Here is a 25,014-nt window from a genome sequence, read left to right as displayed (position 1 = left end):
GCAACAGCTGAGGATTGGTCAGCACACCAACGTTTTCCGTGTCTCACCGCTTTTAAGGAACCGTGAAAAGATGTTGAAGTCGGTTGGTACGCAATGAGATCCCGCAACAACCTTCCCTTACATTTATCCGTTATACGCAAACAGAGATTCTTACTATGGCTGGAGCATGCCGCAGTCTGTGAGTATGAAGCTGAAATGCTCGCCTGTATAGAGAAGGCTAACGTAATTCACCATGTAGATCTAAAGCTTTTGGAAACCTAAGGAGGAGAAAACCGTCATGGACCAGCGAAGACTATCTCGCATAGAAGTATTTGTCTTTGATTCACCTGAGCCTATTCACTATGGAATGGAGGCTCATCAAGGCAGCCGGTATGGCATCCTGAAACTTACCTGTAAAGGAGGTAGCAGCTGGGGGGCATGTCTTATCTCTGCCAATACCCAAACCTTCGACCTTATTAAATGGAGTTCTTTTCTCAGAATGATATACCATTGCCGGCTTGAGGAAGCGATAGATAAAGTACGTACCCATGGTTCAGAGTGGGATCAGACTCAGTTTGAGCTAGTGCAAGGTGCTTTACAGGATTTAAAAGCCAAGCTGCAGGGTAAATCCTTGGCAGGGCACATTGAGCAAGGTCGTCTGTACAGAGCTGTTGCTGGTGGGAGAGATTCCAGAGGAGGGCGGCTATATTATAAACCATCCAGTGTTGCGCTTCAAAAACATAGTTATCCAGAACCTGATACCGCCGAGCTTATCAACAAATCCATTTCTTACTTTTCTATATTATAGGTTCATCCCATAACCCATTCTGAAAGGATCGTGTTTATCATGCCTGACCCCTTACCTGCTGAATCACCCCGTAGAGCTATATTTGCAGAGTGTGTTCAAAAGTGTACGAATGATATCTATGCGCTCAGTTCTATGTTGTTACAACAATCAGCAGAAGCCGAGAAGGTTACTATCCGTACTTTTAAAGAGCTTCATAAACTATTCCGTCAAAAAAGCTTCGACAGCCAGCTATTCTCTATCGAAGCTTACCGCTCTTGTATCCGACAATGCGCTGATTATTACACGCGCCGGTCTCTCCTATCTGCCAAGGCATTGCCTTGGGAGGAACAGCTTGTAAAAACGATGTGGTATGGCCTAAAGCTATCTTTACCTCAAATAAGCATTATCCTGCAAAAGAGTGTTCCTGTACTAAAAGCGCAGCTTAGACATGTGCGGGAGCAACTGACTGTTCAAGAGGATTTACTGCCTAGTGGTAATCTATCCGTTGTGTAGCCCTAATGGGAAAAGACATTTGGTAAGTTTGCGAACTTCATGGACCTTATTGGATCAAAAACACCAACTAACCCCCCATCCATATCGAACAGCTGCACTGGAGTCCGCAACTATCTTCCAAAGGCGGTTTACTCGCAAATAACGCCTGCTGAGTCCGGATGAAGCTAAGATTAGATCTACTCCTTCATAATGAATATCAACAAAGGAGAAGCAGCGGCTACATAACTTTTACGATATGTATACAAAAAAGCCACGGCATCTGCCGCGGCTTCCTTATTTCCTACTATTACGCTTTGCTCTTACGCGCCTTACCGTACATCCACAATCCTGCAACCATCCCTACCATGGCGATACCAGTTAATACACCTTGAGTGAAATCCATTAAAATGGATCCATCTGTCGGGAGCATTCTACTAACCATAGCTAGAGATACCGAACTCATTAAAAGCATCATATTATTTTGTTCACTTTTAGTCATGATTACCACTCCTTAAAAGTTATTTAAGCCACTTAGATCTTGTAAGCCTTCATCGCTTTTCTGATCTCTTTAATACTTGGACGTTTACCGTACATCAATACGCCCGTGCGATAAATCTTGGCAGCCAACCATCCAAAGATGAACGTGGTAACAAGCAGGATGGCTAATGACACAATAACTTGCCAAATCGCTACTTCACCGACACCAATTCTGAGCAGCATGGTCAATGGAGAGGTGAACGGCACATAACTCGCTACCTTAACCAGCAGAGTATCCGCATTGGAGATACTGAATAGTGGAACATAGAATGCTACGAATCCTAACATCATAATCGGCATAACCGCTTGGCCAAGATCCTCTGTACGGCTGACAATTGAACCTACAGCTGCATACATCAAGGCATAGAGGAAATAACCCAGTACATAAAGAACAATCCCATAAAGCAACAAGTTAATATTAAACTGGCCTAAATCCAGGTCTAAATCTTTTAAAATCGTTGCATTATGCGGAAGCTTAAGATTGACGACTACCGCTGCGATAATGACGCCAATTTGTAATAATCCTACTAAGAACACTCCGATAACTTTACCGAACATTTGCGCTAACGGTGAGGCACTAGTAATCAGAATCTCCATGATCCGTGAGCTCTTCTCCGAAGTAATCTCAGCTGCGATCATATTACCAGTCATCATGATAGACATGAAGAACAGCATAAGCATGGCGTATACAATAACGTAATTAATAGCTGGAGCGGATTCCTGCGACGCATCTTTATCTCCCGCAGTCCCATCAGGGTTGAGCTGCTGAGTAGCTATCTGTACCGGTGTTGACATAGCAGCAATCTGCTCCTGTGTCAGCTTGTCGCCAACAACGAACTGGGTGTTGGCCTGCTGAAGGGCATTTTGGAGATAGATTTGTACATCGCCCTTCAATTCACCACTTTCACTATAATAAGTAACGGGTGGAAGTCCTTCACCAGTCGATTCTGCAAAAGTAACATACCCCTCTACAGTCCCTTCATCTAAAGCTTTCTTTAGCTCCGCATCATCGGCAGAAGTATATTGCACAACTTTCGCCTGCGGCATTCCTTCAGGTGAAGTATATGCCTTCAACAACTCTGCAGCCTGATTTCCATCTTCCGCGATCACAGCAATTTGAGTCTCTGCGTTTGTTTTAGAATCACCCTTAAACTGATCGATGATATACGGAAGATTCATCCCGATGCTGAGCAGCAACACTAGAATTAACGTAGTAATCATGAATGATTTCGTTCTTACTTTATTTTTAAAGGTAAAGCCAATAATTGTCCCCATCTTATTCATGAGATTCACCCACCGCTCTGATAAAGATTTGATTTAACGTTGGTTCCTTAATTTCAAAATGCTCCACTTCACCCTGCGCCATCGCCTGCTGTAGGATACGTTGTGCTGCGCCGATCTCACTGATTGACAGCAGATAACCTCTCTCCTGTCGCTGTACTGCTGTTACACCTGCAATTGATTCTAGACCAGTCACTTCGTTATCCGTACGCAACAATACTTGTTCACGAGGATACCCACTCTTAATCGTACGAATATCGCCCTGCACGACAGTATTGGAACGATCCAGAATCGTAATATTACGGCAAAGCTCTTCAACATGCTCCATCCGGTGAGTAGAGAATAAGATACTTGTTCCTTGATCACGCAATTCTTTTACCGTATCTTTCAGTAGTTCCACGTTAACAGGGTCCAAACCACTGAAGGCTTCATCAAGGATGAGAATTTGCGGCTTATGAACAACTGCGGCGATAAAGCCCATTTTCTGCTGATTCCCTTTGGAGAGCTCTTCAATCTTCTTATTGTAATAATCCGGAACCTCAAACCGATCGAGCCAGTAGCGAAGACTCTTATCTGCATCACTAGCCGACATCCCGCGCAGACGTGCCAAGTAGACGATTTGATCGCTTACCTTTACCTTTGGATATAATCCTCTTTCTTCGGGCAGATAGCCCATGATTTGCTGGAGTTCGCTGTTATAAGGCTTTCCATTATATAAAATATTCCCGCCATCAGGGTAAATTAGGCCAAGCACCATACGCATTGTGGTTGTTTTTCCAGCACCATTTGCCCCCAGTAATCCGTAAATTTCCCCCTTGCCTACCGATAAATTAATTCCGTTTACAGCGGTTTTTTCTCCATATTGCTTCATTACACTTTCCAGCTTTAAGGCTTCCATTTCTCTAGTCCCCTCTCTTGTGATCAATCAGGATAGGACGGTATCCCTGTGTCCATAAACCCAATATTTCATCTAATTCCAAAATGCGACTCTTGATAACTTTTACGCCCAAGTCATGAATGCGTTTCTCGTTCTTAGAAAATTGTTCTATGATAAACGAAGCTACACCCGGTGTATCCATGGCAAAGTTTATGCCTCCCGGTAATTCCGCTGATAACTCAGCAAGCTCCTCTTCATCTGCAATATTCACCCACACTTCAGTCCAAGCACCGAATAGACTGTCTTTTTCGGCCATACCCAGCAGTTCACCCCTATGCATAAGCACGATATAATCTGCCAGCCGCCGTACCTCTTCCACAATGTGTGTAGAGATAATCATCGTTGCATCCGTCTCTTCCATATACTTGTGAAGCGTCTCCATCATAATCTTCCAGGCAAAAGGATCAAGGCCAGAAGAGGGCTCATCCAGTAATAACAGACGTGGGCGTGACGCAAGAGCTGCGGCAATTTCAAATTTCCGACGCTCACCTTTAGACATCTTCGAGAGCCTCATATGATACGGAACTTCAAAGCGATCCATCAGATCCTGAAAATACGACTCATCCCAGTTTGGAAACCAATGCTTTCGAAATCGGGAAGCTTGTTCCGCATTCCAGTGATTCTCTTCTGAAATCGGATTCTCAGGGACGTAAGCAATAGATTGTCGCAGCTCTATAGGCAGCTCGTTATCATACTTGTTCTCAAACCAATAAATATCACCTTCCTCTGGGTTCGACAGCTGTAGAAGTAGATTCAGTAACGTGCTTTTACCAGATCCATTCTGACCTACCAAAGCTGTGATATATCCTTGAGGCAGATTCAGGTTTAGCGGTCCAATTGTCTTGCTACGCCGCTGTTTACGTACATTCCGCAATTCTATCGCCATCTGTACCATCTGAGTAAGCGCCCACCTTTCATTCCTGTTCTCTATATTTACGTTCTACAATTTCCAGAAAAATCTGTTCAAGCTCTTCCTTGCTGCAATGTACCGATCGACCGATGTCTACTGCACTCTCAAGCGCTTTGCTGATCGTCTCTCGCTTATATTCCTCCATCGCAGAGGCACCTACATGGGATACAAAGGTACCTGTTCCTTGTCTTGTTCGTAGCAACCCTTCGTTCTCTAGATCCTGATACACGCGTCGTACCGTAATCACACTACATTTCAGGTCTCCAGCAAACTCACGAATCGAGGGGAGCAGCGTACCTTCTGTAATAACTCCACTTATGATTAATGATCTAAGCTGAGTCTCTATCTGATGGTAGAGGGGTTCAGCACTATTTTCGTTGATTTGTACGGGTATCCACATGTTTACACCTCGCCTTCCACTCTAGCTTGCTAGAGCGCCGTCCTTGCCATTTCAGATTGTTCATACGAGATCGCGACTCTTGAGTCGATGGATAGTCCATTTAGAGAATAATTGCACGGATATTGTCCCTAGCAGAAGTGTGCCCCACATGATCGGGGATAGCAGCCCCCATTCCTTAGAAAGCGAGATGCTATACAAGAATAGGTTGCCTCCCCCTAGCATAACCAGGAACGATATTGCCCAAGATGCCACTACGATTAGCACGGTTAGCCCTAGATAAACTTTTCCGCTAAATAGATATTCGATAAAAATATATAAGCCTGAAACAATGAGTCCTACACCGATCCAAGTTATAGCAAAAGCAATAAACGCCGGTAATGTCATCCCCTTGCGGTAGTTCTCACCGAGCATATAGACAATTCCGAAGAACAATACACCATTCACAGTAAAGGACCCTATCGCCTGAAACTTTCTCCGAGTTAATACCACTGTCACAGGAATCGGTAAAGCTCGTAAGTAAGCCAACATTCTTGTGTAGGAGTCTTCACTCCAATATTTCATAGAACGACGGGAGAATGAGACTCCGATTAACGGCATTAATGAGAGAAGTAAAAAATCTGCTAACATTGTCCGATCTTGATTAGCTAGCACGTCATTTGTTACCAAACTCATCATTCCAGCCAGATAACCCATAAAAATAATTGTGGTTATGAGTGTTCCAAATACTTTTAATTTGTCTCCTCTAAAATCAGAGCAGACGATAAACCACGAATCCCTTATTGTTCTCATAAATGCTAACCTCGCTTTACAATGTCTTCAGCGTCTTCGGGAAGCAGGTGTTCATATCCCTGTGCTTACTGTATATATCTATATACACAGTATATGTCCCTAATTTACCATTGTCAATCCTGTAAATGGTAAATATTCAAAGAGATTAGGAGGTATTCGCTCCCCTTCCTTTGGAGAAGACCTTACACGCATGAGGGCTGATCATTATTGGGATTAACTAATCAGAGGGTTAAGCATTGCATGTGGAAAGGTTTAATGTATGCGAAGAATGCGGAGTGAGATTACCTCATTGTTGCTTCGCCTATAAGTTGTAGGTTGCAGGATGTGGGGGCTGTTGCTCCTTCGTGGAGGGGTGTTGAGTAGATGCGATTTGTGGTTAGATACGAAGACTCGGTGGGTGCGACTGCTTGGCGGGTGCTACTACTGGGTGGATGGGATCGCTCGGTGGGTGTAACTGCCAGATGCAACTGCGAGGGGTGAAGGCGAGCTGGGTCAGATCAATCTGAGGTATGACATCATGTGAAGTAGATCAACAATTAGGGAAAATCTCCCTCAAATTACTTGGATTTTGCCTGAAATCAACGTTTTTAGGGAATTTCTCCCTAATAATTCACCCAATTCTACGTTTTAGAGCTAAAACGGTTAAAATACAGGGGGAAATTCCCTAATTATCGTTTTCGAGATCAAAACTTATCTCTTTTCAGGGAGGTTTTCCCTAAAAATAAGCCTGGCATCCACTATCCCTATTTAGGAACAAGCAGATACACAGGCTTACTTCATTACTATTCACACAAATTCACGTACGATTCGCACGCATATTCACATGCTCTTTTCACACGCCAATCACAAGCTCTATTCACACAGCTAACCTACGCGCCCAAAATAACTTCCCACACCGGCTTGGTGTGTCCACCTGGATACAGAACATAAAGCAGCACATACACCATAACGCCAGTAATCGCAGTAATGAACCAGATTATAGATGTCACTCTGCCCCACTTACGGTGCTTGGAGTACTTCGCTTTAAATCCAAGAGTTAATGTAGTAAGTCCGAATACCGCAGCTACCGTTGCCAGCACGATATGGAAGATCAGAAACACTTGATAAATCGTCTGTAGTTCATCCGGTCCGCCCCATGAGGTGTTCCCCACGAACAACGTTCTAGAGACATAAACAATAAAAAACAGGAGCGCAGCGATTGCGGCAGCAATCATCGTCTTCTTGTGCGCCTCGCGTTTGCCCTTAATGATGAGCCACCAGCCAATAGCTACGAGCACCGCACTAAGCACGATGAACGATGTGCTAATAGTTGGAAACACCGTAAAAATATCCATGATTCTCCTCCTTGGCAGTCTACCAGTTATGCACGGGTCAAGGTGCTCTCCTCGAGTGCTGAGGAAGGCGTCGATAATTCATCGCCCTCTTGTCCGTTCTCTTTTTTATACCAATGATAGAACACATAAGCAAGCATAGAGGCAAAAATAAATTCCTGAATGAACTTCATCGCGATCCCTCCCACCTGCTGATCCACCTTTGGTGACAACAATTCAAAGAACGCAGGACCCCCAAAATTCTGAAGTAAGGCAGAAGGATCACCCGATATACAATAGCCCATGGCAAGTGCCCAAGTCTCCGGATCACTGTAAGTAGCATAGAGCGGTTGATCTGCAAAAATAATCAGTCCGCATGCTGGTGTCAGCAATACCATATTTAGAAAAATAAACCCAATCTTGCCCAGTCCACTCGCCATTCGGCGCTCCGGTAGCGGATTGATCAATGTCCACCACATTAAGGCAGCGGTTAGGAATAAAACAATATAGTAGATTCGGTGAACGGTAAAATGCAGCATCACATAATCATGGATAACAGGAATATGGTACAAGGAAAATAGTCCATTAAACATAAGAGCAGCTACCACCGGTCGAGCTAAGAAAGACAGCCGACGAAAGGGATTTACTTTCAATAGGCTGCGCCACATAAAATCTGGAATCCCCAGCATAATTAGCGGCACTGCCACTAGGTATGATAAGGCCATACTAACCATGTGGAATGAAAACATCATATGTCCTAATAAGCTAACAGGACCGCCTTGTGCCAGATAAAGCGCAAGCATTCCGCACACAAATAGTGCTCTTCGCCAGAACGGAACCGGAACTGAATCCGCATAACGTCCAGCAATCGGACCAATCCAAACGAAATAACCCGCCGTCAGCAGCAGCATAACCGCCAGAAAAAGCGGGCTCCATAGTTCTGCAAAGCTAAAATATTGTAATCCGAGCATAACCCTAACCCCTCCTAGCGCAGGATCTAGTTAAACACCAAAAAGAGGGGGCATCGCAGCCCGCCTCTTTCTTTATAGTCCGTTAATTCCACCAAACCCAATACAGCGACATAATAATACAGGTACCGGCGGTAAAAAAACCACCCAGCATGAAAATAATCGGGATTAGATGTCCTTTATCTTTCAGGTGCATCCAGAAGCCCATCTGCACAATAACCTGAATGACTGCCATCACCAGTAGTAGAATAACCGCAAAGGTCGCATTCACGCCTCCAGCCGCAACAGCGGCGAAAGCAATTAAGGTCAAGACAATGGACAGTATAAAGACAACAATATGCCTTTGTGGCCCTTCATGCCGATGGCGATGCTTATACCCGTCGTTCTCCGGCACATGCTGATCTGTCGTCATAGTGTCTAGCCCACCTTTCCAAGTAGGTATACAACCGTAAAGATGAAGACCCATACCACATCAATAAAATGCCAGTACATGGCTGACACATACACTTTTGGTGCAGTAACTACGGTTAATCCTTTACGCATGAGTTGCCCGATCAGGATGGAGATCCATGCAATCCCGAAAGCTACGTGCGCACCGTGGAATCCTACTAATGTATAGAATGCCGAACTGAATGCACTTGTAGTCATTCCGAAGTCTTCGTGTCTCACATATTGAGTAAACTCATAGATCTCCAGAATCAGGAAACCAAGCCCTAAGGCTACAGTGACCAAAAGCCAGTTACGAAGCACAGCCGGACGGTTTCTATGCATCGCTTGAATAGCGAACACACTCGTCAAACTGCTTACCAAAAGAATGAATGTCGCAGCAGCTACAAGCGGCAAGTGAAACAGTTCATTCGCCGATGGCCCCTCATTCGTCTGATTACGCAATGCGAGGAACGTAGCGAACAACGTGCCGAACAATACCGCTTCCCCACCTAGAAACAACCAAAAGGCAAGAACCTTGTTTCGTCCTTCGAGCGTAGCTTTTTCCGGCTCGTGAGGCAATTCTTCCTTAGAAGCTTCTGCATGTGCCGTTGTCATGTCCGCTCACTTCCTTCCAGCTCTTCAGGTTCAATATGCCATCCATGATCATCATACAGCGAACGCAACAGCATGGATCCAAACGTAATGATAAGACCGATGGCTGTAACGATATAATTATTAAACATAAAGCTCATAAAGGCGTTGCCGAAGTCGTCCCGACTGAACATGAAGCCAAGTCCAGCGATGAAAATCCCAACAGACATAGTAAACGGCAATATAGTTGCAGACGGCATATGGATCGAGCCGACCGGTTCTGCCGGAGTCATGCCTTTATTTCCTGCCATTTTTTCTTTCCAGAATGCATCAATCCCACGGATAAGCGGGGTTTGCTTGAAGTTATATTCCGGTGGCGGCGAAGGAATCGTCCATTCTAGTGTACGTCCATCCTCCCACGGATCATTTGCTGCATCCGCCGGCTTTCTTGAAGTCAGGAAGATGTTGACCAAGAAGATAATCATGCCAACACTCATCAATCCAGCACCGATTGTACTGACTAAATTCAGCAAATCGAATTGCTGATTCGGCAAATACGTGAATACCCGGCGCTGCATCCCCATAAGTCCAAGGAAATGCTGTACAAAGAATGTCAGATGGAATCCGATAATAAATGTCCAGAAGGTCCATTTGCCCAGCTTTTCACTTAGCATCCGACCAAACATTTTCGGCCACCAGTAATGCAGACCTGCAAACAGGCCAAGCACCAATCCGCCCACAATAACGTAGTGGAAATGCGCTACAACAAAATACGTATCATGGAACTGAAAGTCAGCAGGCGCAGAAGCCAGCATGACGCCAGTGACGCCACCCATCGTAAAGGTAGGAATGAATCCTGCCGCGAACAGGTTTGGTGTCGTGAAACGCACTTGCCCGCCCCACATCGTGAACAACCAGTTAAAAATCTTGATTCCGGTCGGAACCGCAATCAACATCGTCGATACAGAGAACAACGCATTAGCTACTGGTCCAAGTCCGGTAGTGAACATATGGTGAGCCCAAACCATGAAGCCCAGGAAGGCAATCAGGATGGTAGCGAACACCATTGAGCTATACCCGAACAGTCGCTTCCGCGAAAAAGTCGGGATAACCTCCGATATAATTCCGAAGGCAGGCAGAATGAGAATATATACTTCTGGATGCCCAAATATCCAGAAGATATGTTGCCAGAGCACCGGATTACCGCCAGCCCCAACCTCGAAGAAATTGGCTCCAAGTATCCGGTCGAATGTCAGCAGTACTAATCCTACTGTAACTGCCGGAAATGCAAACAAAATAATTGCGGAAGTAATAAATGTAGTCCAAGCAAACATCGGCATCCGCATGTAGGTCATTCCCGGCGCGCGCATCGTAATGATCGTGGCTAGAAAGTTAATCCCCCCGATGAGGGTACCTAATCCGGCAATTTGAAGACCAATCGTATAAAAGTCTACACCGTGTGTAGTGCTGTATGTACTCGTAGATAGTGGGGTGTAGGAGGTCCATCCGGCATCAGGAGCGCCACCCATTATCCAGCTGAGATTCAGTAGAATTCCGCCGAACAGGAAGGTCCAGAAGCCAAGTGCATTTAGAAAAGGAAAGGCTACATCACGTGCACCGATCTGTAGCGGTATGACAGCATTCATTAAGGCGAAGATGATTGGCATGACGCCGAGGAATATCATCGTCGTACCATGCATGGTAATAAGTTCATTAAACGTTTGGGCATCCAAAAAATTATTCATTGGTTTGATGAGTTGCCAGCGAATCAGAAGTGCTTCAATTCCACCGATACCAAAAAATAATCCTCCGGCCCATAGGTACAAAATTGCGATTTTTTTATGATCGACGGTTGTTAGCCAATCCATAAGTCCTGTATGGCGCTTCACACTGTGGCCATGCCCCAGAGGCTTGGATGAATTCAAGGTATGCGCTGCTTGAGCCAAAGTTCGTACCCCCTTTTTCGAAAGTTCCGCCCGCCTTTAGGCTAAGGCATTAGTCCAGCTTATAGTTGGCCAGATACTCAGCAATGCCATCAATCTCCGCATCACTTAGGCCTAGATCTTTGGGGTTAGGCATCAGATTGCCCGGTTTTACGGATTGTGGATCATGCAGCCATGTTTTGAGATTCTCCTCAATTGGCGCACCATCCTCCCTCGTGTCGTCGTTGAGCAGGATTCCTGCAATCGACTCCCGAGAACCAATTCCGGTCAAGTTCGGCGCATTATTAATCCCTTGATCACCTACAGCGTGGCAAGTCAGACACGCCGCTTTGAACTTCTCAGCTAAAGCAGGATCCTCTGGCAGCACAGCTACGGGTGCTTTCATCGAATCTATCCACTTCTGAAAATCTTGTTCACTAACCGATTTTACCTTAAACTCCATGAATCCATGAGACGGCCCGCATAGTTCCGCACATTTGCCACGGTAAACGCCTTCATTAGGTGCACTGAAGCTGAAGCGGTTAATCGTCCCGGCTGGGTTGGTGTCGATTTTACCGGAAAGAGAAGGGACCCAGAAGGAGTGCAGCACGTCTTTAGTCTCCAGTTCAAAAGCAATATCTTTGCCTACTGGAATAATCAGATCCTGCGCTGTAGTCACCTTGTAATCGGTATACTCAAACTCCCACCAATATTGATGGCCGGTTACTTTAACCTTAATCGCATCCTTGTCATTGGCATGATCATCTCCTGCGGCGAACACTGCTTTCACCGTTGGAACTGCCAGTACCACTACGAGGATAAGCGGAATGACCGTCCAGAGAATCTCAAGCTTGATGCTACCCTCAACCTGCTCAGGGATTTCATTCTGACCCGGCTTTCGACGGAAACGGATCAGTACATAAGCTGCAATCGTAAAGACAATCAGCAACACGACGATCATAATACTGATCGACAGCTCCATTAATCCATAAGACATTTCCGCCTGAGGACCCTGTGGTCTGAGTACTGACAAGTCCTCACGGCCGCACCCGGCAAGAAAGAGACCAAACATAGCGGTCATGGGAAGGAGTCGCTTTACAGCCTGCCACGTTTTCATCATTGATCTACCCCGCTTTTCCCGATTTCGTAGGTTCCTGTTTTTTTCTGTCAATTATAACAATCACTATTAATATAAGTTTAAGGGAAAGTTTTGTCAATCGTTCACAACTAGTTCACATTGTAATTTTCGACATAATAATTCCTTGTCCTACCTGCATTTATGCGCATTTTTTGAAAACGCAATCAAATAAAAAATGATCATTAAAGCGCATTCATTACGAAATGTGTCTATTAATTCATTTGACTATTTTATGAGAGACGATATTTCTTATTCATAAATGTACATACAAAAAAAACCGATTCCTGCAACAAACGCTGCTCGGGCACGGTTTATAAGAATCCTCGTGGATGTTATTACTCAAAATGATGTCAAAAGTAAGTGACACTCGTATCTGTTAGCTAGGAGACGGATGAATTCATCTTTACCAGCTCATGCTCCACGACCATGGTCAGTTCTTCTTCATAGCCTCCGGTAATCCGATATTTTCGGACGTACTCCTTTACGAATTTCTTGGGATCTTTGGGCCGGAAAATACGTGTCATTTCCCGTAAACTTTCCTTGACTTCGTTATGACCTTTACTTGCCATGATCGTTCCCTCCCAAAACATTGAAAATGAATGCTCCGTTGTAGAGAATGCATGATGAAAAGTACGCCGTAACCTCGAATGCAAGTGAAGTAACCATTACACATACGTGGCTTGCATTATCCGCCAAAACGTAAAATTCAAAGCTTCAAAGCCTTGAGATACTGGTTCGCCGGTGAAGCAGGTTCGTCGTGATTTGGGCTGAGAGTAAGGACGCCTGTTGAACGAAAGCTCCTTGACACTTTTATTACCCGAAGAGCCACTTACTGAATCACCCCTTTCGGGCCTTATCGTTATATTGTATCATATTCCGGTCCAACTTCCACCTTTCCTTGTAAAATGTGCTAATTGGAAAATTTTTATTTTTTATAATGTTCTTCGTAAGTCATATTGCTCGTGTCGGGTTAAAATACATTATGCTCTATAGCAGGCCACACCTAACACATACCACAGCAAGAAAAGGAGAGATCCTATGGGCCAACCCACACCATTACTGACTTCATCCTATAACGTAGTTCCCGCGATGACTATCGCGCTACCTGAGGAAACTGCAACGCGCCGTGAAGGCCTTGAACAAGCTGATTATGCTATTCAGAAAGAATATCCAAAGATGCATAGTATGCTTATTGCTCGCCATGGCAAGCTCATCTTTGAACGTTATTACGGAAACCATCATGCCGGGGCATTAAATGATCTTCGATCTGCGACTAAAAGCTTTATCAGCACAATTACCGGAATCGCTATCGATCGGGGAGATATCCCTGATATCGATGTCTCGGTTTCCAAGGTACTTCGTAAACATGTTCCATACCTACACTCCCCTCATTTATCAAAAATCACTCTCCGTCATCTGCTTACCATGACTTCCGGATTTAGCTGGATCACGGGCAAGAAGCTTGGGGAGCCCTTCGTCCGGAATCTCCATCGTAGTCGCCGCTGGGGTTCCTTTGCTCTTAGTATGAACATAATTCCGGAACATATCGGTCAATTTCAATACCGTAGTATCGACTCCCATTTGATTTCGATGATTTTAAGTGAATCTACAGGTCAAGATGCGTTTACTTATGCTGCTGAGCATTTATTTAGCCCTCTCCGAATGACTCACACGGCTTGGTTACCGAGTCCCGAAGGTCATAGTATGGGACATATTGGTCTGTACTTGAACTCAAGAGATATGGCTAAATTTGGAATCTGCCTGCTTAATAACGGCGTATTTGCGAAGCAGCAGATCATTCCGAAGCATTGGCTCCAAGAAGCACTAACCGCACAGACTACCGGATACCCGGCTTTTGGAGATTACGGATATCAGTTCTGGGTGGGTACGATGAGCGGCCAACCCTACAAGCTTGCCCACGGTCATGGTGGACAGCAAATCCTTCTCCTACCTAAGTTAGATGCGGTTGTGGTCTTTACAGCATAGAGTAAGACAAACAATTGGAAGAGCCCCCGCAAGCTGCTCGAAAAGTATATTATACCCACAATGAGCTAAACATACTTTTTCCTGACAAGTCATAGGCTTTTAAGGAAGAAGGAGTAGTGAACTAACCCCCTTCTTCTCCAAGTAGAAGGAGAGTGAGCCCTTTGTCCCCTTTCAAATCATCCACCGGATTGCCCGATAATATTGCGGGCGCGCTGTGCTATTTTTTCCCTTTTATCGGCGGCGTGGTCTTTCTCGCTCTGGAGAAACGCAACCGCTTCGTGCTGTTCCACGCGTTGCAATCACTGCTTACGTTCGGCGTGCTGATGATTCTCCATGTTCTAACCGGATTTATCCCTTTCCTTGGCGCCCTAATGAGTGCAATCCTTTCTCTTTGCAGTTTTGCTATATGGCTACTTATGATCTATCAAGCTTTAAGTAGCAGATGGTATAAGCTTCCTTGGGTTGGGGATGTAGCGGAAAGTCAGATTCGACATCTATAAACACCACTGAAGGAACACCTCTAATCGCTGAAAAGTATTCCCTTTTGCCCATCCGCTCCTTACAATGGAAAGACGGGCATCAAGGAATTCTACAGGCTGGAGGAATTTAAATGTATCTAATCATCATAAACCCACGCTCCGGCGGGGGCGCAGGCGGACGGACCTGGCATACTGTAGAGGCGCTCATAAAAGAGCGGATGCTGCCATATATGACCTTGTTTACGCATAGCGAAGAGGGTGCAGAAGCCCTTGTTCTAAATACAATTAAACACCGTGAGGACTGGAAAGCCGCGATTGTAATCGGCGGCGATGGCACGCTGCACAGCATTTTGGGTGCCCTTCGTGGCAAGGACATTCCCATGGCAATCATCCCTGCCGGCTCCGGTAACGACTCCGCACGCGGCTTCGGCATTCCGCTTTCGACTGAAGCCGCGCTGGAAGCTGCACTTAGCGAACGGTATATCGAAGCCGATCTGATCTCAGGCGCAAACGGACTGACTTTAACAGCCGTTGCCAACGGCTTTGATGCTCAGGTGGCCGAGAATGTGAATGCCAGCCGTTACAAACGGCTGTGCAATGCCATTGGCGCAGGCCAACTGGCTTATATCATCGGCATATTGCATACGCTGATGACGTTTAAGCCATGCCGGGTGAGCGTTGCGTGCGACGGGACGGAGCACGTCTTTGAGAAGGCATGGCTGGTCTCGGTCTGCAACCTGCCCAGCTACGGCGGCGGGCTGTTGATCTGCCCGCAGGCGAAGGCCGATGACGGCCAGCTCGACGTCTGCGTCGTGCATGGGTGCAGCCGCGGGCAACTGCTGCGGCTGTTCCCCACGGTACTGAAGGGCAAGCATGTAGCGTTGCCCTTCGTGTCCATGCTGCGTGGACGTAGCGTAGCCGTCAACTTCGCAGAGGCCCGGCCGGCGATCGGCGATGGCGAGAGCTTCGGCAAAGGGCCGCTTGCCGTGCGCTGCGAGCCAGGGGCGCTGCGGGTGCTCTCGCCGCTGGCGGCGGTTAGCGCGCAGCGCCACGCCGATCCTGCAGCGGCATGCGGTGGCAACGGGTAAGCCATACCGGTGCATCACAAAAAAACAGCAAGAGACAGGCTTATCAACCTTGTCTCTTGCTGTTTTTTTGTTAACTTCATCGAATCTACACTAAAGAATCTTAGCTGAGTAGCCCTTCCTCTTCTTCGACGAAAGAAATTCTTCCGTCCTCCAGGGAAGCGATCCGCACGAGTGATTCTACCCGGTAGCCAGCTTCCTGCAGAAGCCGATTCCCTGGCTGGAACGCTTTTTCGATCACGATACCAATCCCAACCACACTTCCTCCTGCCTGCTCAACAATACGAGCAAGTCCGAAGGCGGCTTCGCCATTCGCCAAAAAATCATCGACAATCAGAACCCGCTCACCCGGAGCAATGAATTTCTTCGAAACGGTAATCTCATTCGTTTCTTTCTTCGTGAAGGAGTATACCTTCTCTACATAAATATCCTCTGTCAGCGTCAACGATTTCTGCTTACGGGCAAAAATCAGCGGAACCTCCAGCTCTAATGCCGTCATAATCCCCGGAGCAATTCCCGAAGATTCAATCGTCAGTACCTTCGTAATTTCTTCGCCGGAAAAACGGCGGATAAACTCACGGCCAACTTCACGCATTAGGAAGGGGTCCATCTGATGATTCAGAAAAGAATCTACCTTGAGCACGCCTTGCCCGAGTACAATTCCTTCTTTCAACACTTTTTGTCTCAACAGCTCCATAGTGCTCCTCCTTCTCCCATCAATGAAACCTTTCTTCCCACTTTAAAGACCTGTCGGTTTCTGTGGTAATAAATTTCCAACGATAGATTTTAAATTATGATCATCTTTGGTCTTTTCTTGCCCGTTATCATAACCCGTAATTCGAATCTCCACGAAATCGCCCGGATTTACCGGCTTAAAAATCAATTTCTCGCGGTCTTCCAGTCTCACGTTAAATTTCATGTCCTTGAACATTTCAACTAGCTCTGCTTCTCCGGGACTTGCTCCCTTATCCAGAAACAGAAGTCCACGCAATTTCTTCGGACCATCCTCATGCACCACTTCAAAATGTACGATACATTCCATGCTTTTCACCTCCCTATAATAGCTACTGCGCCTGTTTTTCCCCATCATCACTTTGATCATGCATCACATATTTGCCATGAATTTTGCTGTAACGTTCGCCGTAGCGCTCTTCTAATTCTGCGCCCATATCCTGCTCCAGCTCGAACAACACCATTTCCTGTGCAAAATGATTCAATAGCAGATCTACTAAGACCGGGTGCTCGGTTACAACCGCTTGCGCCGATCCATCTTCATAGCGCATCCCGAGCATACACCAGCTCCGATCAATCACGAATGAAAATTTCCGTCCATCTGTTCGCTGAGAATCTCTTCCGAGAGGCGGCCATACCGGATAGGCGGCAGGAGCAGCATTGCCACCGTCAAACGCCCATAAGAGTCTAACGCCTCGCAACTCCGCCTGTTCAAGTTCACTCCGCAGAAGTGACGCTTCCTCACGCCACATATCCACTACGATCTCTTGCTCAGCCATATTAAGTTGGCGAATAAGAGCGCCCAATACATTGCGGTCACCTTCCACATTATAAAACGATGGGCTAACAGGTCCACCGCGAGGCATCTCACTTTCCATATAAGCCAGTGAAGCTTGGACCCGTCCCGAGATCATGGTCGCGAGCTCTTCTGGATTGAGAACACTGTACCGCGCAGGTTCTCCTTCGCCACATCGTACATATCCCTGCTGTGTAAGGCGTTGTAACGCCGCATACACATTCGATCTTGAAACTCCGAGCTGTTTGGCAACCTCATAGCCAGAAGCCTGACCTTTTGTCGCAAGCTCTACCATAATTTTGGACTCCATCTCCGTGAAGCCCAGATTGCGCAGATGCAGCAGCAGCTGTTCCATCTTGTTGTCCCCCTAAGCTGACTGAAATCCGTTCTATATTTGCTCTGACCCACATCGCGGACACCATAAGGAGCCCTTAGGTAATTCGTTCCGACAGATTTGGCACTGGATCATATCTCGTACACCATTGTCCTCAGTGACCGCAGATTCCTCCTGATGCTCATTCTTGTGCCATTCGCCGAAGCGACGGTCTAGTTCAAGTTGTCTTTTTCTTTCCCGTTCCAGCTGATCGGCTTGTTTACGTTCCCGCTCAATATCTTGTTCGCTCGCCTTATATTCTTCAAATGGCAGCTCATCATCCAGATGCTGAACTTCAGCATATACGACACTCTGCGGGTGCAGCTTCATTGCAATTTCCTTCTCTTCATCCGTAAGCTCATCTGCGCCATAATATTGATCTTCATCATCTTCATTCACAGATTGAACAAATACCGGTGTAGAAGGCACCTTTCTCGAAGCGGACAATGGCTCCAGCTTACTTCCGCATTTCGGACAAAAGTTTGCATCAAGCGCCACAATATGACCACATGGACATAACCGCTCATTTTTCAGCTCAGCAATTCGTGTCCGCAGGACTTCGATTTTTTCCTGAAGTTTGGAACAGTTACGGGACAGCTCCACCATTTTACCTTCAGCAACCGACATATCCTTTGAACGATATCCTTCATAAAAAAGTCTGCCCATTTTCGTAAATTCAACTTCCATCTCTTGTTCAACATCGGAAATAAGTCCGTTCAGCTTGCCGATCTCTACTGAGTTTTGGGCTTTTTCGGTAACCCGGCTCGCGCTATCTTTAATTTTTTTGATAAAACTCATTACAGTTCCTCCCTCTCCAGCGATACGTGTTTCTATCATACCAAATGTATCGAGTAGATTCATTAATGTGCTTTAATACGCGATTTAGAGGAGAATGTTCCTATAAAATCCATACTAATTGATTTAAGCCACTCATCCCTTACATTTATGGATTATTTTTCCTGATTTTGAATGTAATTTTGCGTCAGGGGTTCTACATCGGTTAAAATAGAATTATCACAAATAACGAAATCGGGAGAGTTTCAGTGGAAGAACATGAGAGCACACAGCTTACGCTTAGTCAGCTACAGGTACACGTAAAGGATCTGCAACAGTGGCAAGGTAACAGCAACGAGGATTTCGCCAAACTGGTTAACGAGTTCGAAGCCTTACCAGCACTCTATCGCCACGCGTTAAATGATCTTCAGAATAAAATTGATGTGATCAAGACGGAATGGCAATCCCGCGACGGCTTTAGTCCTATCGAACATGTCAAATGCCGGATTAAAGAACCAAAGAGCATTCTTCAAAAGATGGAGCGTAAAGGCTACGGTTTCAGCTTGGAAAATATGGAGCAATACATTCACGATATTGCCGGAATGCGGATTGTATGTGCCTTCGTTAAAGATATATACCGTTTAGTAGATCATCTTAGTACACGCGAAGACATCCGCGTGCTTGAGATTAAAGATTATATAGCTCATCCTAAACCAAACGGATATCAAAGTCTTCATCTTATAGTCGGTATCCCCCTCGTCCTGTTGGAAGGAACACGCTGGGTCAAGGCTGAGATTCAGCTGCGTACCCTTGCTATGGACTTTTGGGCAAGCATGGAACATATTCTGTATTATAAATTCGATAAGCAGTTGCCTTCCCATGTCGCTGATGAACTAAAAGAAGCCGCGCGTGCCGCTGATGAACTAGATCAAAAAATGCTTCGTCTTCGCCGCGAGATTCTAGAGCTTTCAGAAGGAGAATCGCCTCCTGCTGGTCAGCATTAGAATAACTAACCAGAAACTCTGTTAGATAATTAGGCAAAACAAGAGGCTGTTTCAAGAGTAGCATTCACTACTTTTGAGACAGCCTCTTTCGTATTTTCACTTACCGCTTAATCAGACTCTTATTCGCCCGACGCGCAGACGCTTCTGCAACCCGCTGCATTATCAAAGTTAATCCCTCAATGGCTTTAGGTGTCTGCGGTAGCAACGCTCCCCAGTCTTCTGTAACTTCAGCTACTACTACCGGCGAAGGAAAAGGTCTAGCCGCAATCTCATGGAACTGTGGCCCAGGCTGATGTAGCGAACCTTCAGCAGCCGCTTCTGCCAGCCATTCTCCAGAGGAAATGGCCGGACCCTTGCGTTCAAGCCGAGCCAATTCAGTAGAAAGATCACTAACCGAGGCTTCTTCTTCCTCTGTTTTAGCTTCGCCGCTAGAAATATCCCCTTCAGCCCAAAGGGCAAAAATTCCGTCCAAGAGCTCTCCCTTAGTAAATCCTCTGAGCGAAAGTGCCAGCAGTGGCTCTTCAGCAAGACGTTCTTTAATAAGCTTCAAAGTCTCCGCCTTATACTCCACACCTTCACCCTCAAAAAGGGCTTGCTCCAGCTCACTATCCGTAGGTAAAAGCTCAAGCTCTGCCAGCTCACCCGTCAAACGCCCTTGCAGCAAGGCAAATACTTCCCCAGGACTTAGTGCCAGACTTCGTAAAATTTCTTTTCTTCGGGAAGCATGCCATACCGGAACCTTCAGAGAGAGAGGTCGATCCGCTTGTTGTTCCTGAGCAGGCGCGCTGGCGTTCAATTCACCCTTCGACCGAGACCCTCCTGTCACTTTCCCAGGTAGCATCGTCCATGCTGCCTTTACTAATCCAGGCACAACTTCCAGCCGCATCTCTAACCGTTCACTCATTGTTCGATCCCTCCGTAACACTCATATCTGTCTTACATCCAGTCCTGATCCTGCAGTTCAATAAGTTCCTTCAGCTCATGATTGGACATTTCAGTCAACCATGTTTCGCCAGAGCCAACAACCTGCTCGGAAAGATTTTTTTTACGCTCAATCAATTCATCAATACGCTCTTCCAACGTTCCTTGGCAAATCAACTTATGCACTTGAACATTCTTATCCTGACCAATTCGGAATGCCCGGTCTGTCGCCTGATTCTCAACGGCCGGATTCCACCAACGGTCGTAATGGATGACATGATTAGCTCTTGTAAGGTTCAACCCTACGCCACCCGCTTTTAAAGAAAGTACGAAGAAGGACGGCCCTTTTCCCTCTTGAAAATCATGAACCATCTCGTCGCGCTCCCGTTTTGGAATTCCGCCGTGCAAGAACAGCGGTGCTGTTCCATAACGCTTAGTCAGCTTGCTAACCAAGAGCTCACCCATCGCTACATATTGAGTAAAGATCAGCGCAGATTCTCCGACCTCCGCAATGCTATCCAGAATCTCGAACATGACCTCCATTTTACCGGAATGCTCACTTCGCGGACCCCTGCCTTCTTCTTTGCGGAATAGCTGAGGATGATTACAAATCTGCTTCAATTTCGTTAGAGAAGACAGCACGAGTCCTCTGCGAGCCATCCCGCTACTCTCTCCGATCACGCCAAGCATTTCATCCACGACACCCTGATATAGGACTGCCTGTGTTTCCGTCAGCGGGCAATAAGACTTCAGCTCCAGCTTCTCCGGTAAATCTTTAGAAATATCCGGATCACTTTTCAAGCGGCGCAACAAGAATGGTGATACCAAGCGATGCAATTCCCTTAGTCGCTCTCCACCCTCTCCTGATACATAACGCTGCCGGAAGGAATGGTAGGTCCCTAAATAGCCCGGGTTTAAAAAGTGAAAAATAGACCATAACTCGCCTAATCTATTCTCTACTGGTGTCCCCGTCATAGCTATGCGATGCGGCGCTGATAGCTTCATCACACTTTGCGCCTGTTTCGTCCGATGATTCTTAATATACTGAGCTTCATCCAGCACCACGGTGGACCACTGAACATTCGCTAAATCCTCGCTGTCACGACCCGCTAAATGATAGGTCGTCAATACAATATCATGACTGGCAGCCAGTTCTAAAAAGCTATCCCCCCGCACGCGGCGTCCACCATGATGAATGTGAACTTTAAGCGAAGGCGCAAAGCGCTGCAATTCCCGCTGCCAGTTCCCCAAAAGTGAGGTTGGACATAGAATCAGCACAGGCTCCTGCTTTTCTTCAGGTGGGGCACTTAAAGCGCGGTCCAGCAGGCAGGTAATGACCTGCACCGTCTTACCGAGACCCATGTCATCGGCCAGGCATACCCCAAATCCCAGACCACTGAGAACGGAGAGCCATTGATAGCCACGCTCCTGATAAGGTCTCAGGGTGCCGTGCAGACCTTCAGGTACGGGACGCACTGGAAGATTACGCAATATGTCGCCCCGCATCAGCGATGACAATAATCCGGATGTTTCCATCCCCGTGACCGACATCCCTTTCCAGAGCCGCTCTTCACCATCCTCAGCTTCTAGACGCATCCAATCGGCTGCGGTCATTTCCCCATTTTCATGGCGTTTCATATATCTAAGAACCTGGCGAATTTCTTTAGGATCTATCTCAATCCATTCTCCGCGGAAACGTACAAAAGGTACGCCAGCCTCCACCAGTGCGTTTAGTTCTTCTTCACTGATTGTACTCTCCCCAAGTGAGGCTTCAATGCGAAATGAAATCAGCTCTTCCATCCCAAGAGCCACTGGAGCAGGACTATCAATCCCGCTCACTACCGGCTGCATTTTCATCTTCATGCCAATCCGGCGGCGTCCCTCACGGCTCCAGCGCGATGGCATCTGCACGGTTATTCCACGCTCACGCAGCTGCTGCACCGTCTCCTTCAAAAAGAAATAAAGACGCTCTGGTTCCAATTCCGCTCCCGTAGGTGCAGGCTTAGAAAGAGCGCGCTCTATATCTGGAGAGATTCTTGCCGCTCGGCCCAGCGCTATAAGAAGCTGCTGCTGTATATTGCGATAGCGTTTCCCCCATAACATAAACTCTCGTTCCTTACTGCTCCAAATCGATTTTGCCGGAATCCAGAATTCCCCTTCTTCCTTGTTCTCCGCCCAGAAGGTTAAACGCCAAATTTCATCATGATCTCCAGGTGGCTCAAGTCGTAGCCCTAGACCCAGCTGTCCACTCCGTGCTTCTACAGGTTCTGATTGCGGCACATCGCTACCAGCTGTCTCATTCACGGTAGCCAGAAGATCTGCCACTTCTGCTTGGGTTCCCTGCACGGGTATATCCCGGCTGCCTGTAAGAAGACTATTCCACCACAGCTCAGTTAAAGGGGAGTAACCCCGGCGATAATTAGCTTTGTAAGGGGTAAGTTCACTTTCAATACCCGCAATCACTTTCTTTATCTCTGCAGTCATTACCGCCTGCATAAAGGAGTAAAGCACATAGGCGCCAGCCTCTTCCCGCGAGGATAAGTCACCTGCCTCAGCGATATGTGTCCCGAGTGCCAATACTGGCATGGAAGCCGCTAGTTGCAGAAAGATCTCCTGATCCTCCTGTTTTCGAAAAGCTGGTGACCAGCAGACCGTTGCTGCCTGTTCACCACCACGCCGGCGTGAACCTACCGGACGTGGGGGCAAGGCTCCAGGCGTAACGCCTCCTGTACCCATCAATTCCAGCGCAAAACGAGCTGCTGCCGCCCAATAGCGCAATTCGCCGCCAGGCTCTACTCCCTGATCCCGGCATAACGACTCATCCCATGCCAGAAGCAGTTCAAATGCATCGCTAGGGACTAAGGCGAGCCCTTCAAATGTTCTTCCGGGCAATCCACGGCGTGCCGGCTTCCCCTCTACAGGAGGAGCCGGATATTTCACTTCTGCGAGCCGCAGAGCAGCACTCGCAAAAGGGCGAACTCCTCCCTGCAGCTCCAGCCGCTTCACCACTCGGGTCCAAGCGTCAACCTTCGGCTCCGAAGTTTCGCCAGAGAAGCAAAATAACACATCCCCCAACCATATTGCATAAAGATGCTTAGTCATCGGTGATCTCCTGTCTTTTAAGCAAGCAAAAAAAGAACCAGTCCGCCACCATCAGGTGGTAACTGCAACCTTTTTCACGAGAAATAAAATTTTGAAGCTATACAAGTAGAAGTAGTTTCTCCATCCTTTTAGAGATGAGATACACTCCTGTAAGAAATATAAGGATAAAGAACTAGGATAAAACTTATCTGCTCTTGAATCTTCATCTCTTCATCTTATACGAAAAAGCGCTGATTTAAAAACGTTTCTGCATATTTTCTGTAGATTTTTATGCAAATAAAGTTGAAGTACATAGAAACACCTATGAAATTTGATTCATTTCAGCATATTTTTAACAAATGTTCTAGCCACTATCGTAAAATACCCTTCACCACTACCATGCTATCCATGAATATTATGACTGACTAGTCACTTCTTTTCTTGTTTATAGTCTTAATTGTGCTGAAAGCGGGTATATTTTAAGTAGGTATTACCCTATTAAAAAAGCTAGGGAGTGAATTCTTTGAGACGTTATAATCCTTATAAGTGGTGGAATCTTCTGTTCTTTCTAGGTGTGATTATTGTCAATGTACTCTCAGTGACCTTGCCATTAGGTGGAAACAGTACCGGTGAAATTTCCGACAAATATCATACCTACATGACCCCTGCTGGTTACGCTTTCTCCATCTGGTCACTGATTTATCTACTGTTAGCCGGCTTCGTTATTTATCAATTCCGCTCCTATACAGCCTCCAGAGATTCTGTGAGGGCGATTCAGTTCTGGTTTGTTCTGAGCTGTATTTTTAATATGAGCTGGCTCTTCCTCTGGCAGTATTTATACATCGAGCTTTCTCTGGTTGCTATGGTGCTAATGTTAATCACACTAATTGTCATTTATCGAAAAACACGCCTGATTGCAAATCCTACTCCAGGCGAGAACTGGCTTGTAAAGTTGCCCTTCAGTATATACCTTGGCTGGATCTCTGTGGCCACTATCGTGAACGTCAGCGTTGTTCTGGAGAAGAATCATTGGGAAGGTTGGGGCCTTAGCGGTAGCACTTGGGCCGTTATCCTGCTCTGCGTGGGGACTCTGCTTGCGGTTGTGGTCAGCTATCCTTACCGAGATAGCATCTATCCACTCGTATTCGTATGGGCTTTCATCGCGATTGCCTTGGAACAAAAAGAGGCCAGCAATGTCTATTTAACTGGCCTAATTACAGCAGGCATCCTGCTGCTCTACAGCATCTGGCTAGTGCTTACACCTCGCCGCAGCAGGTACAGTAGTCCTAGATTCTAATATATAAAATGGCGGG

Annotated in this window: 26 protein-coding genes; 7 read left to right on the top strand and 19 right to left on the bottom strand. The window is 46.4% G+C overall.

The genetic code is table 11. The features are described from left to right. Positions 1–277 precede the first annotated feature (277 nt). Positions 278–787 carry a hypothetical protein gene (locus tag CA600_RS25620; protein ID WP_094873992.1) on the top strand — a complete coding sequence of 170 codons (510 nt, stop codon included), beginning with the start codon at positions 278–280 and terminating at the stop codon, positions 785–787. Positions 788–826: 39 nt separating this feature from the next. Then, positions 827–1,279: a hypothetical protein gene (locus CA600_RS25615; protein WP_094873990.1), complete on the top strand. Its 453-nt coding sequence runs from the start codon at positions 827–829 to the stop codon at positions 1,277–1,279. Between the two features lie 286 nt (positions 1,280–1,565). Here CA600_RS25615 and CA600_RS31370 read toward each other — a convergent pair whose 3' ends face one another. From CA600_RS31370 to CA600_RS25550, 13 genes are all read right to left on the bottom strand, one after another. Continuing rightward, positions 1,566–1,757 carry a hypothetical protein gene (locus tag CA600_RS31370; protein ID WP_094873988.1) on the bottom strand — a complete coding sequence of 64 codons (192 nt, stop codon included), beginning with the start codon at positions 1,755–1,757 and terminating at the stop codon, positions 1,566–1,568. Between the two features lie 32 nt (positions 1,758–1,789). Further along, positions 1,790–3,079 (bottom strand): ABC transporter permease, encoded by a 1,290-nt coding sequence (locus tag CA600_RS25605; protein ID WP_094873986.1) that lies wholly within the window; start codon positions 3,077–3,079, stop codon positions 1,790–1,792. Next, entirely contained in the window at positions 3,072–3,974 is a 903-nt protein-coding gene (locus tag CA600_RS25600) for an ABC transporter ATP-binding protein (protein ID WP_094873984.1), read from the bottom strand. Before CA600_RS25600 ends, CA600_RS25605 begins: the two co-directional genes overlap by 8 nt. Positions 3,975–3,978: 4 nt before the next feature. Next, positions 3,979–4,908 carry an ATP-binding cassette domain-containing protein gene (locus CA600_RS25595; protein ID WP_094873982.1) on the bottom strand — a complete coding sequence of 310 codons (930 nt, stop codon included), beginning with the start codon at positions 4,906–4,908 and terminating at the stop codon, positions 3,979–3,981. 19 nt (positions 4,909–4,927) lie between these two features. Then, entirely contained in the window at positions 4,928–5,323 is a 396-nt protein-coding gene (locus CA600_RS25590; protein ID WP_094873980.1) for a GntR family transcriptional regulator, read from the bottom strand. A 60-nt stretch (positions 5,324–5,383) separates the two neighbouring features. After that, complete coding sequence (locus tag CA600_RS25585) at positions 5,384–6,112, bottom strand: hypothetical protein (protein ID WP_094873978.1); 729 nt, start codon at positions 6,110–6,112, stop codon at positions 5,384–5,386. An 869-nt stretch (positions 6,113–6,981) separates the two neighbouring features. Then, positions 6,982–7,446 carry a DUF420 domain-containing protein gene (locus CA600_RS25580; RefSeq protein ID WP_042123812.1) on the bottom strand — a complete coding sequence of 155 codons (465 nt, stop codon included), beginning with the start codon at positions 7,444–7,446 and terminating at the stop codon, positions 6,982–6,984. Between the two features lie 26 nt (positions 7,447–7,472). Beyond that, positions 7,473–8,393 carry a cytochrome c oxidase assembly factor CtaG gene (gene ctaG / locus CA600_RS25575; RefSeq protein ID WP_094873976.1) on the bottom strand — a complete coding sequence of 307 codons (921 nt, stop codon included), beginning with the start codon at positions 8,391–8,393 and terminating at the stop codon, positions 7,473–7,475. Positions 8,394–8,475: 82 nt separating this feature from the next. Beyond that, positions 8,476–8,802 carry a cytochrome C oxidase subunit IV family protein gene (locus CA600_RS25570; RefSeq protein WP_042184535.1) on the bottom strand — a complete coding sequence of 109 codons (327 nt, stop codon included), beginning with the start codon at positions 8,800–8,802 and terminating at the stop codon, positions 8,476–8,478. 5 nt (positions 8,803–8,807) lie between these two features. After that, a complete protein-coding gene (locus tag CA600_RS25565; protein ID WP_094873974.1) occupies positions 8,808–9,434 on the bottom strand; it encodes a cytochrome (ubi)quinol oxidase subunit III in 627 nt (208 codons plus the stop codon). Continuing rightward, positions 9,431–11,278 carry a cytochrome c oxidase subunit I gene (gene ctaD / locus CA600_RS25560; RefSeq protein ID WP_094874004.1) on the bottom strand — a complete coding sequence of 616 codons (1,848 nt, stop codon included), beginning with the start codon at positions 11,276–11,278 and terminating at the stop codon, positions 9,431–9,433. The genes CA600_RS25565 and ctaD overlap by 4 nt, the downstream gene beginning before the upstream one ends. Before the next feature lie 127 nt (positions 11,279–11,405). Further along, positions 11,406–12,452, bottom strand: a complete 1,047-nt coding sequence (gene coxB / locus CA600_RS25555) for a cytochrome c oxidase subunit II (protein WP_042123804.1) — start codon at positions 12,450–12,452, stop codon at positions 11,406–11,408. A gap of 398 nt (positions 12,453–12,850) precedes the next feature. Then, complete coding sequence (locus CA600_RS25550; protein WP_042123803.1) at positions 12,851–13,039, bottom strand: hypothetical protein; 189 nt, start codon at positions 13,037–13,039, stop codon at positions 12,851–12,853. 469 nt (positions 13,040–13,508) lie between these two features. On the opposite strand from CA600_RS25550, the gene CA600_RS25545 reads away from it, so the two are divergent. The 3 genes from CA600_RS25545 (at position 13,509) to CA600_RS25535 (ending at position 16,023) form a co-directional block, all read left to right on the top strand. Beyond that, positions 13,509–14,456 (top strand): serine hydrolase domain-containing protein, encoded by a 948-nt coding sequence (locus tag CA600_RS25545; RefSeq protein ID WP_256990012.1) that lies wholly within the window; start codon positions 13,509–13,511, stop codon positions 14,454–14,456. A gap of 161 nt (positions 14,457–14,617) precedes the next feature. Next, positions 14,618–14,956, top strand: coding sequence for a DUF4870 domain-containing protein (locus CA600_RS25540; protein ID WP_094873972.1), 339 nt, complete (start codon positions 14,618–14,620; stop codon positions 14,954–14,956). A gap of 110 nt (positions 14,957–15,066) precedes the next feature. Then, positions 15,067–16,023, top strand: coding sequence for a diacylglycerol/lipid kinase family protein (locus tag CA600_RS25535; RefSeq protein WP_094873970.1), 957 nt, complete (start codon positions 15,067–15,069; stop codon positions 16,021–16,023). A 100-nt stretch (positions 16,024–16,123) separates the two neighbouring features. Here the strand turns inward: CA600_RS25535 and CA600_RS25530 are convergent, their stop codons facing one another. The 4 genes from CA600_RS25530 to CA600_RS25515 are packed head-to-tail and all read right to left on the bottom strand — an operon-like array spanning position 16,124 to position 18,719. After that, positions 16,124–16,717, bottom strand: coding sequence for a xanthine phosphoribosyltransferase (locus CA600_RS25530; protein WP_094873968.1), 594 nt, complete (start codon positions 16,715–16,717; stop codon positions 16,124–16,126). 42 nt (positions 16,718–16,759) lie between these two features. Then, positions 16,760–17,062, bottom strand: coding sequence for a hypothetical protein (locus CA600_RS25525; RefSeq protein WP_094873966.1), 303 nt, complete (start codon positions 17,060–17,062; stop codon positions 16,760–16,762). Between the two features lie 22 nt (positions 17,063–17,084). After that, a complete protein-coding gene (locus CA600_RS25520) occupies positions 17,085–17,903 on the bottom strand; it encodes a TrmB family transcriptional regulator (RefSeq protein WP_094873964.1) in 819 nt (272 codons plus the stop codon). A 33-nt stretch (positions 17,904–17,936) separates the two neighbouring features. Then, positions 17,937–18,719 (bottom strand): zinc ribbon domain-containing protein, encoded by a 783-nt coding sequence (locus CA600_RS25515; protein ID WP_094873962.1) that lies wholly within the window; start codon positions 18,717–18,719, stop codon positions 17,937–17,939. 305 nt (positions 18,720–19,024) lie between these two features. Between CA600_RS25515 and CA600_RS25510 the strand changes: the two genes are divergently transcribed. Further along, the gene (locus CA600_RS25510; RefSeq protein ID WP_256990013.1) at positions 19,025–19,699 is read left to right on the top strand and encodes a GTP pyrophosphokinase; all 675 of its coding nucleotides are present in this window, start codon (positions 19,025–19,027) and stop codon (positions 19,697–19,699) included. Between the two features lie 100 nt (positions 19,700–19,799). On the opposite strand, the gene CA600_RS25505 is transcribed toward CA600_RS25510, so the two are convergent. Next, positions 19,800–20,603 carry a hypothetical protein gene (locus tag CA600_RS25505; RefSeq protein ID WP_094873958.1) on the bottom strand — a complete coding sequence of 268 codons (804 nt, stop codon included), beginning with the start codon at positions 20,601–20,603 and terminating at the stop codon, positions 19,800–19,802. A 32-nt stretch (positions 20,604–20,635) separates the two neighbouring features. Beyond that, complete coding sequence (locus tag CA600_RS25500) at positions 20,636–23,722, bottom strand: DEAD/DEAH box helicase (RefSeq protein WP_094873956.1); 3,087 nt, start codon at positions 23,720–23,722, stop codon at positions 20,636–20,638. A 502-nt stretch (positions 23,723–24,224) separates the two neighbouring features. Here CA600_RS25500 and CA600_RS25495 point away from each other — a divergent pair. Then, positions 24,225–24,998 carry a tryptophan-rich sensory protein gene (locus CA600_RS25495; RefSeq protein ID WP_094873954.1) on the top strand — a complete coding sequence of 258 codons (774 nt, stop codon included), beginning with the start codon at positions 24,225–24,227 and terminating at the stop codon, positions 24,996–24,998. Positions 24,999–25,014: the final 16 nt, after the last annotated feature.

Origin of the sequence: Paenibacillus sp. VTT E-133280 (assembly GCF_002264385.1) — a bacterium.
In the GTDB taxonomy this organism is placed as follows: domain Bacteria; phylum Bacillota; class Bacilli; order Paenibacillales; family Paenibacillaceae; genus Paenibacillus_AQ; species Paenibacillus_AQ nitricinens.
This window is presented reverse-complemented; position numbering and strand designations above follow the sequence as displayed.

Excerpts from the sequence above, each read along its gene's own strand:
- CA600_RS25620 (WP_094873992.1), top strand. The coding sequence starts at position 278 with ATGGACCAGCGAAGACTATCTCGCATAGAAGTATTTGTCTTTGATTCA.
- CA600_RS25615 (WP_094873990.1), top strand. The coding sequence starts at position 827 with ATGCCTGACCCCTTACCTGCTGAATCACCCCGTAGAGCTATATTTGCA.
- CA600_RS31370 (WP_094873988.1), bottom strand. The coding sequence starts at position 1,757 with ATGACTAAAAGTGAACAAAATAATATGATGCTTTTAATGAGTTCGGTA.
- CA600_RS25605 (WP_094873986.1), bottom strand. The coding sequence starts at position 3,079 with ATGAATAAGATGGGGACAATTATTGGCTTTACCTTTAAAAATAAAGTA.
- CA600_RS25600 (WP_094873984.1), bottom strand. The coding sequence starts at position 3,974 with ATGGAAGCCTTAAAGCTGGAAAGTGTAATGAAGCAATATGGAGAAAAA.
- CA600_RS25595 (WP_094873982.1), bottom strand. The coding sequence starts at position 4,908 with ATGGTACAGATGGCGATAGAATTGCGGAATGTACGTAAACAGCGGCGT.
- CA600_RS25590 (WP_094873980.1), bottom strand. The coding sequence starts at position 5,323 with ATGTGGATACCCGTACAAATCAACGAAAATAGTGCTGAACCCCTCTAC.
- CA600_RS25585 (WP_094873978.1), bottom strand. The coding sequence starts at position 6,112 with ATGAGAACAATAAGGGATTCGTGGTTTATCGTCTGCTCTGATTTTAGA.
- CA600_RS25580 (WP_042123812.1), bottom strand. The coding sequence starts at position 7,446 with ATGGATATTTTTACGGTGTTTCCAACTATTAGCACATCGTTCATCGTG.
- ctaG (WP_094873976.1), bottom strand. The coding sequence starts at position 8,393 with ATGCTCGGATTACAATATTTTAGCTTTGCAGAACTATGGAGCCCGCTT.
- CA600_RS25570 (WP_042184535.1), bottom strand. The coding sequence starts at position 8,802 with ATGACGACAGATCAGCATGTGCCGGAGAACGACGGGTATAAGCATCGC.
- CA600_RS25565 (WP_094873974.1), bottom strand. The coding sequence starts at position 9,434 with ATGACAACGGCACATGCAGAAGCTTCTAAGGAAGAATTGCCTCACGAG.
- ctaD (WP_094874004.1), bottom strand. The coding sequence starts at position 11,278 with ATGGATTGGCTAACAACCGTCGATCATAAAAAAATCGCAATTTTGTAC.
- coxB (WP_042123804.1), bottom strand. The coding sequence starts at position 12,452 with ATGATGAAAACGTGGCAGGCTGTAAAGCGACTCCTTCCCATGACCGCT.
- CA600_RS25550 (WP_042123803.1), bottom strand. The coding sequence starts at position 13,039 with ATGGCAAGTAAAGGTCATAACGAAGTCAAGGAAAGTTTACGGGAAATG.
- CA600_RS25545 (WP_256990012.1), top strand. The coding sequence starts at position 13,509 with ATGGGCCAACCCACACCATTACTGACTTCATCCTATAACGTAGTTCCC.
- CA600_RS25535 (WP_094873970.1), top strand. The coding sequence starts at position 15,067 with ATGTATCTAATCATCATAAACCCACGCTCCGGCGGGGGCGCAGGCGGA.
- CA600_RS25530 (WP_094873968.1), bottom strand. The coding sequence starts at position 16,717 with ATGGAGCTGTTGAGACAAAAAGTGTTGAAAGAAGGAATTGTACTCGGG.
- CA600_RS25525 (WP_094873966.1), bottom strand. The coding sequence starts at position 17,062 with ATGGAATGTATCGTACATTTTGAAGTGGTGCATGAGGATGGTCCGAAG.
- CA600_RS25520 (WP_094873964.1), bottom strand. The coding sequence starts at position 17,903 with ATGGAACAGCTGCTGCTGCATCTGCGCAATCTGGGCTTCACGGAGATG.
- CA600_RS25515 (WP_094873962.1), bottom strand. The coding sequence starts at position 18,719 with ATGAGTTTTATCAAAAAAATTAAAGATAGCGCGAGCCGGGTTACCGAA.
- CA600_RS25505 (WP_094873958.1), bottom strand. The coding sequence starts at position 20,603 with ATGAGTGAACGGTTAGAGATGCGGCTGGAAGTTGTGCCTGGATTAGTA.
- CA600_RS25500 (WP_094873956.1), bottom strand. The coding sequence starts at position 23,722 with ATGACTAAGCATCTTTATGCAATATGGTTGGGGGATGTGTTATTTTGC.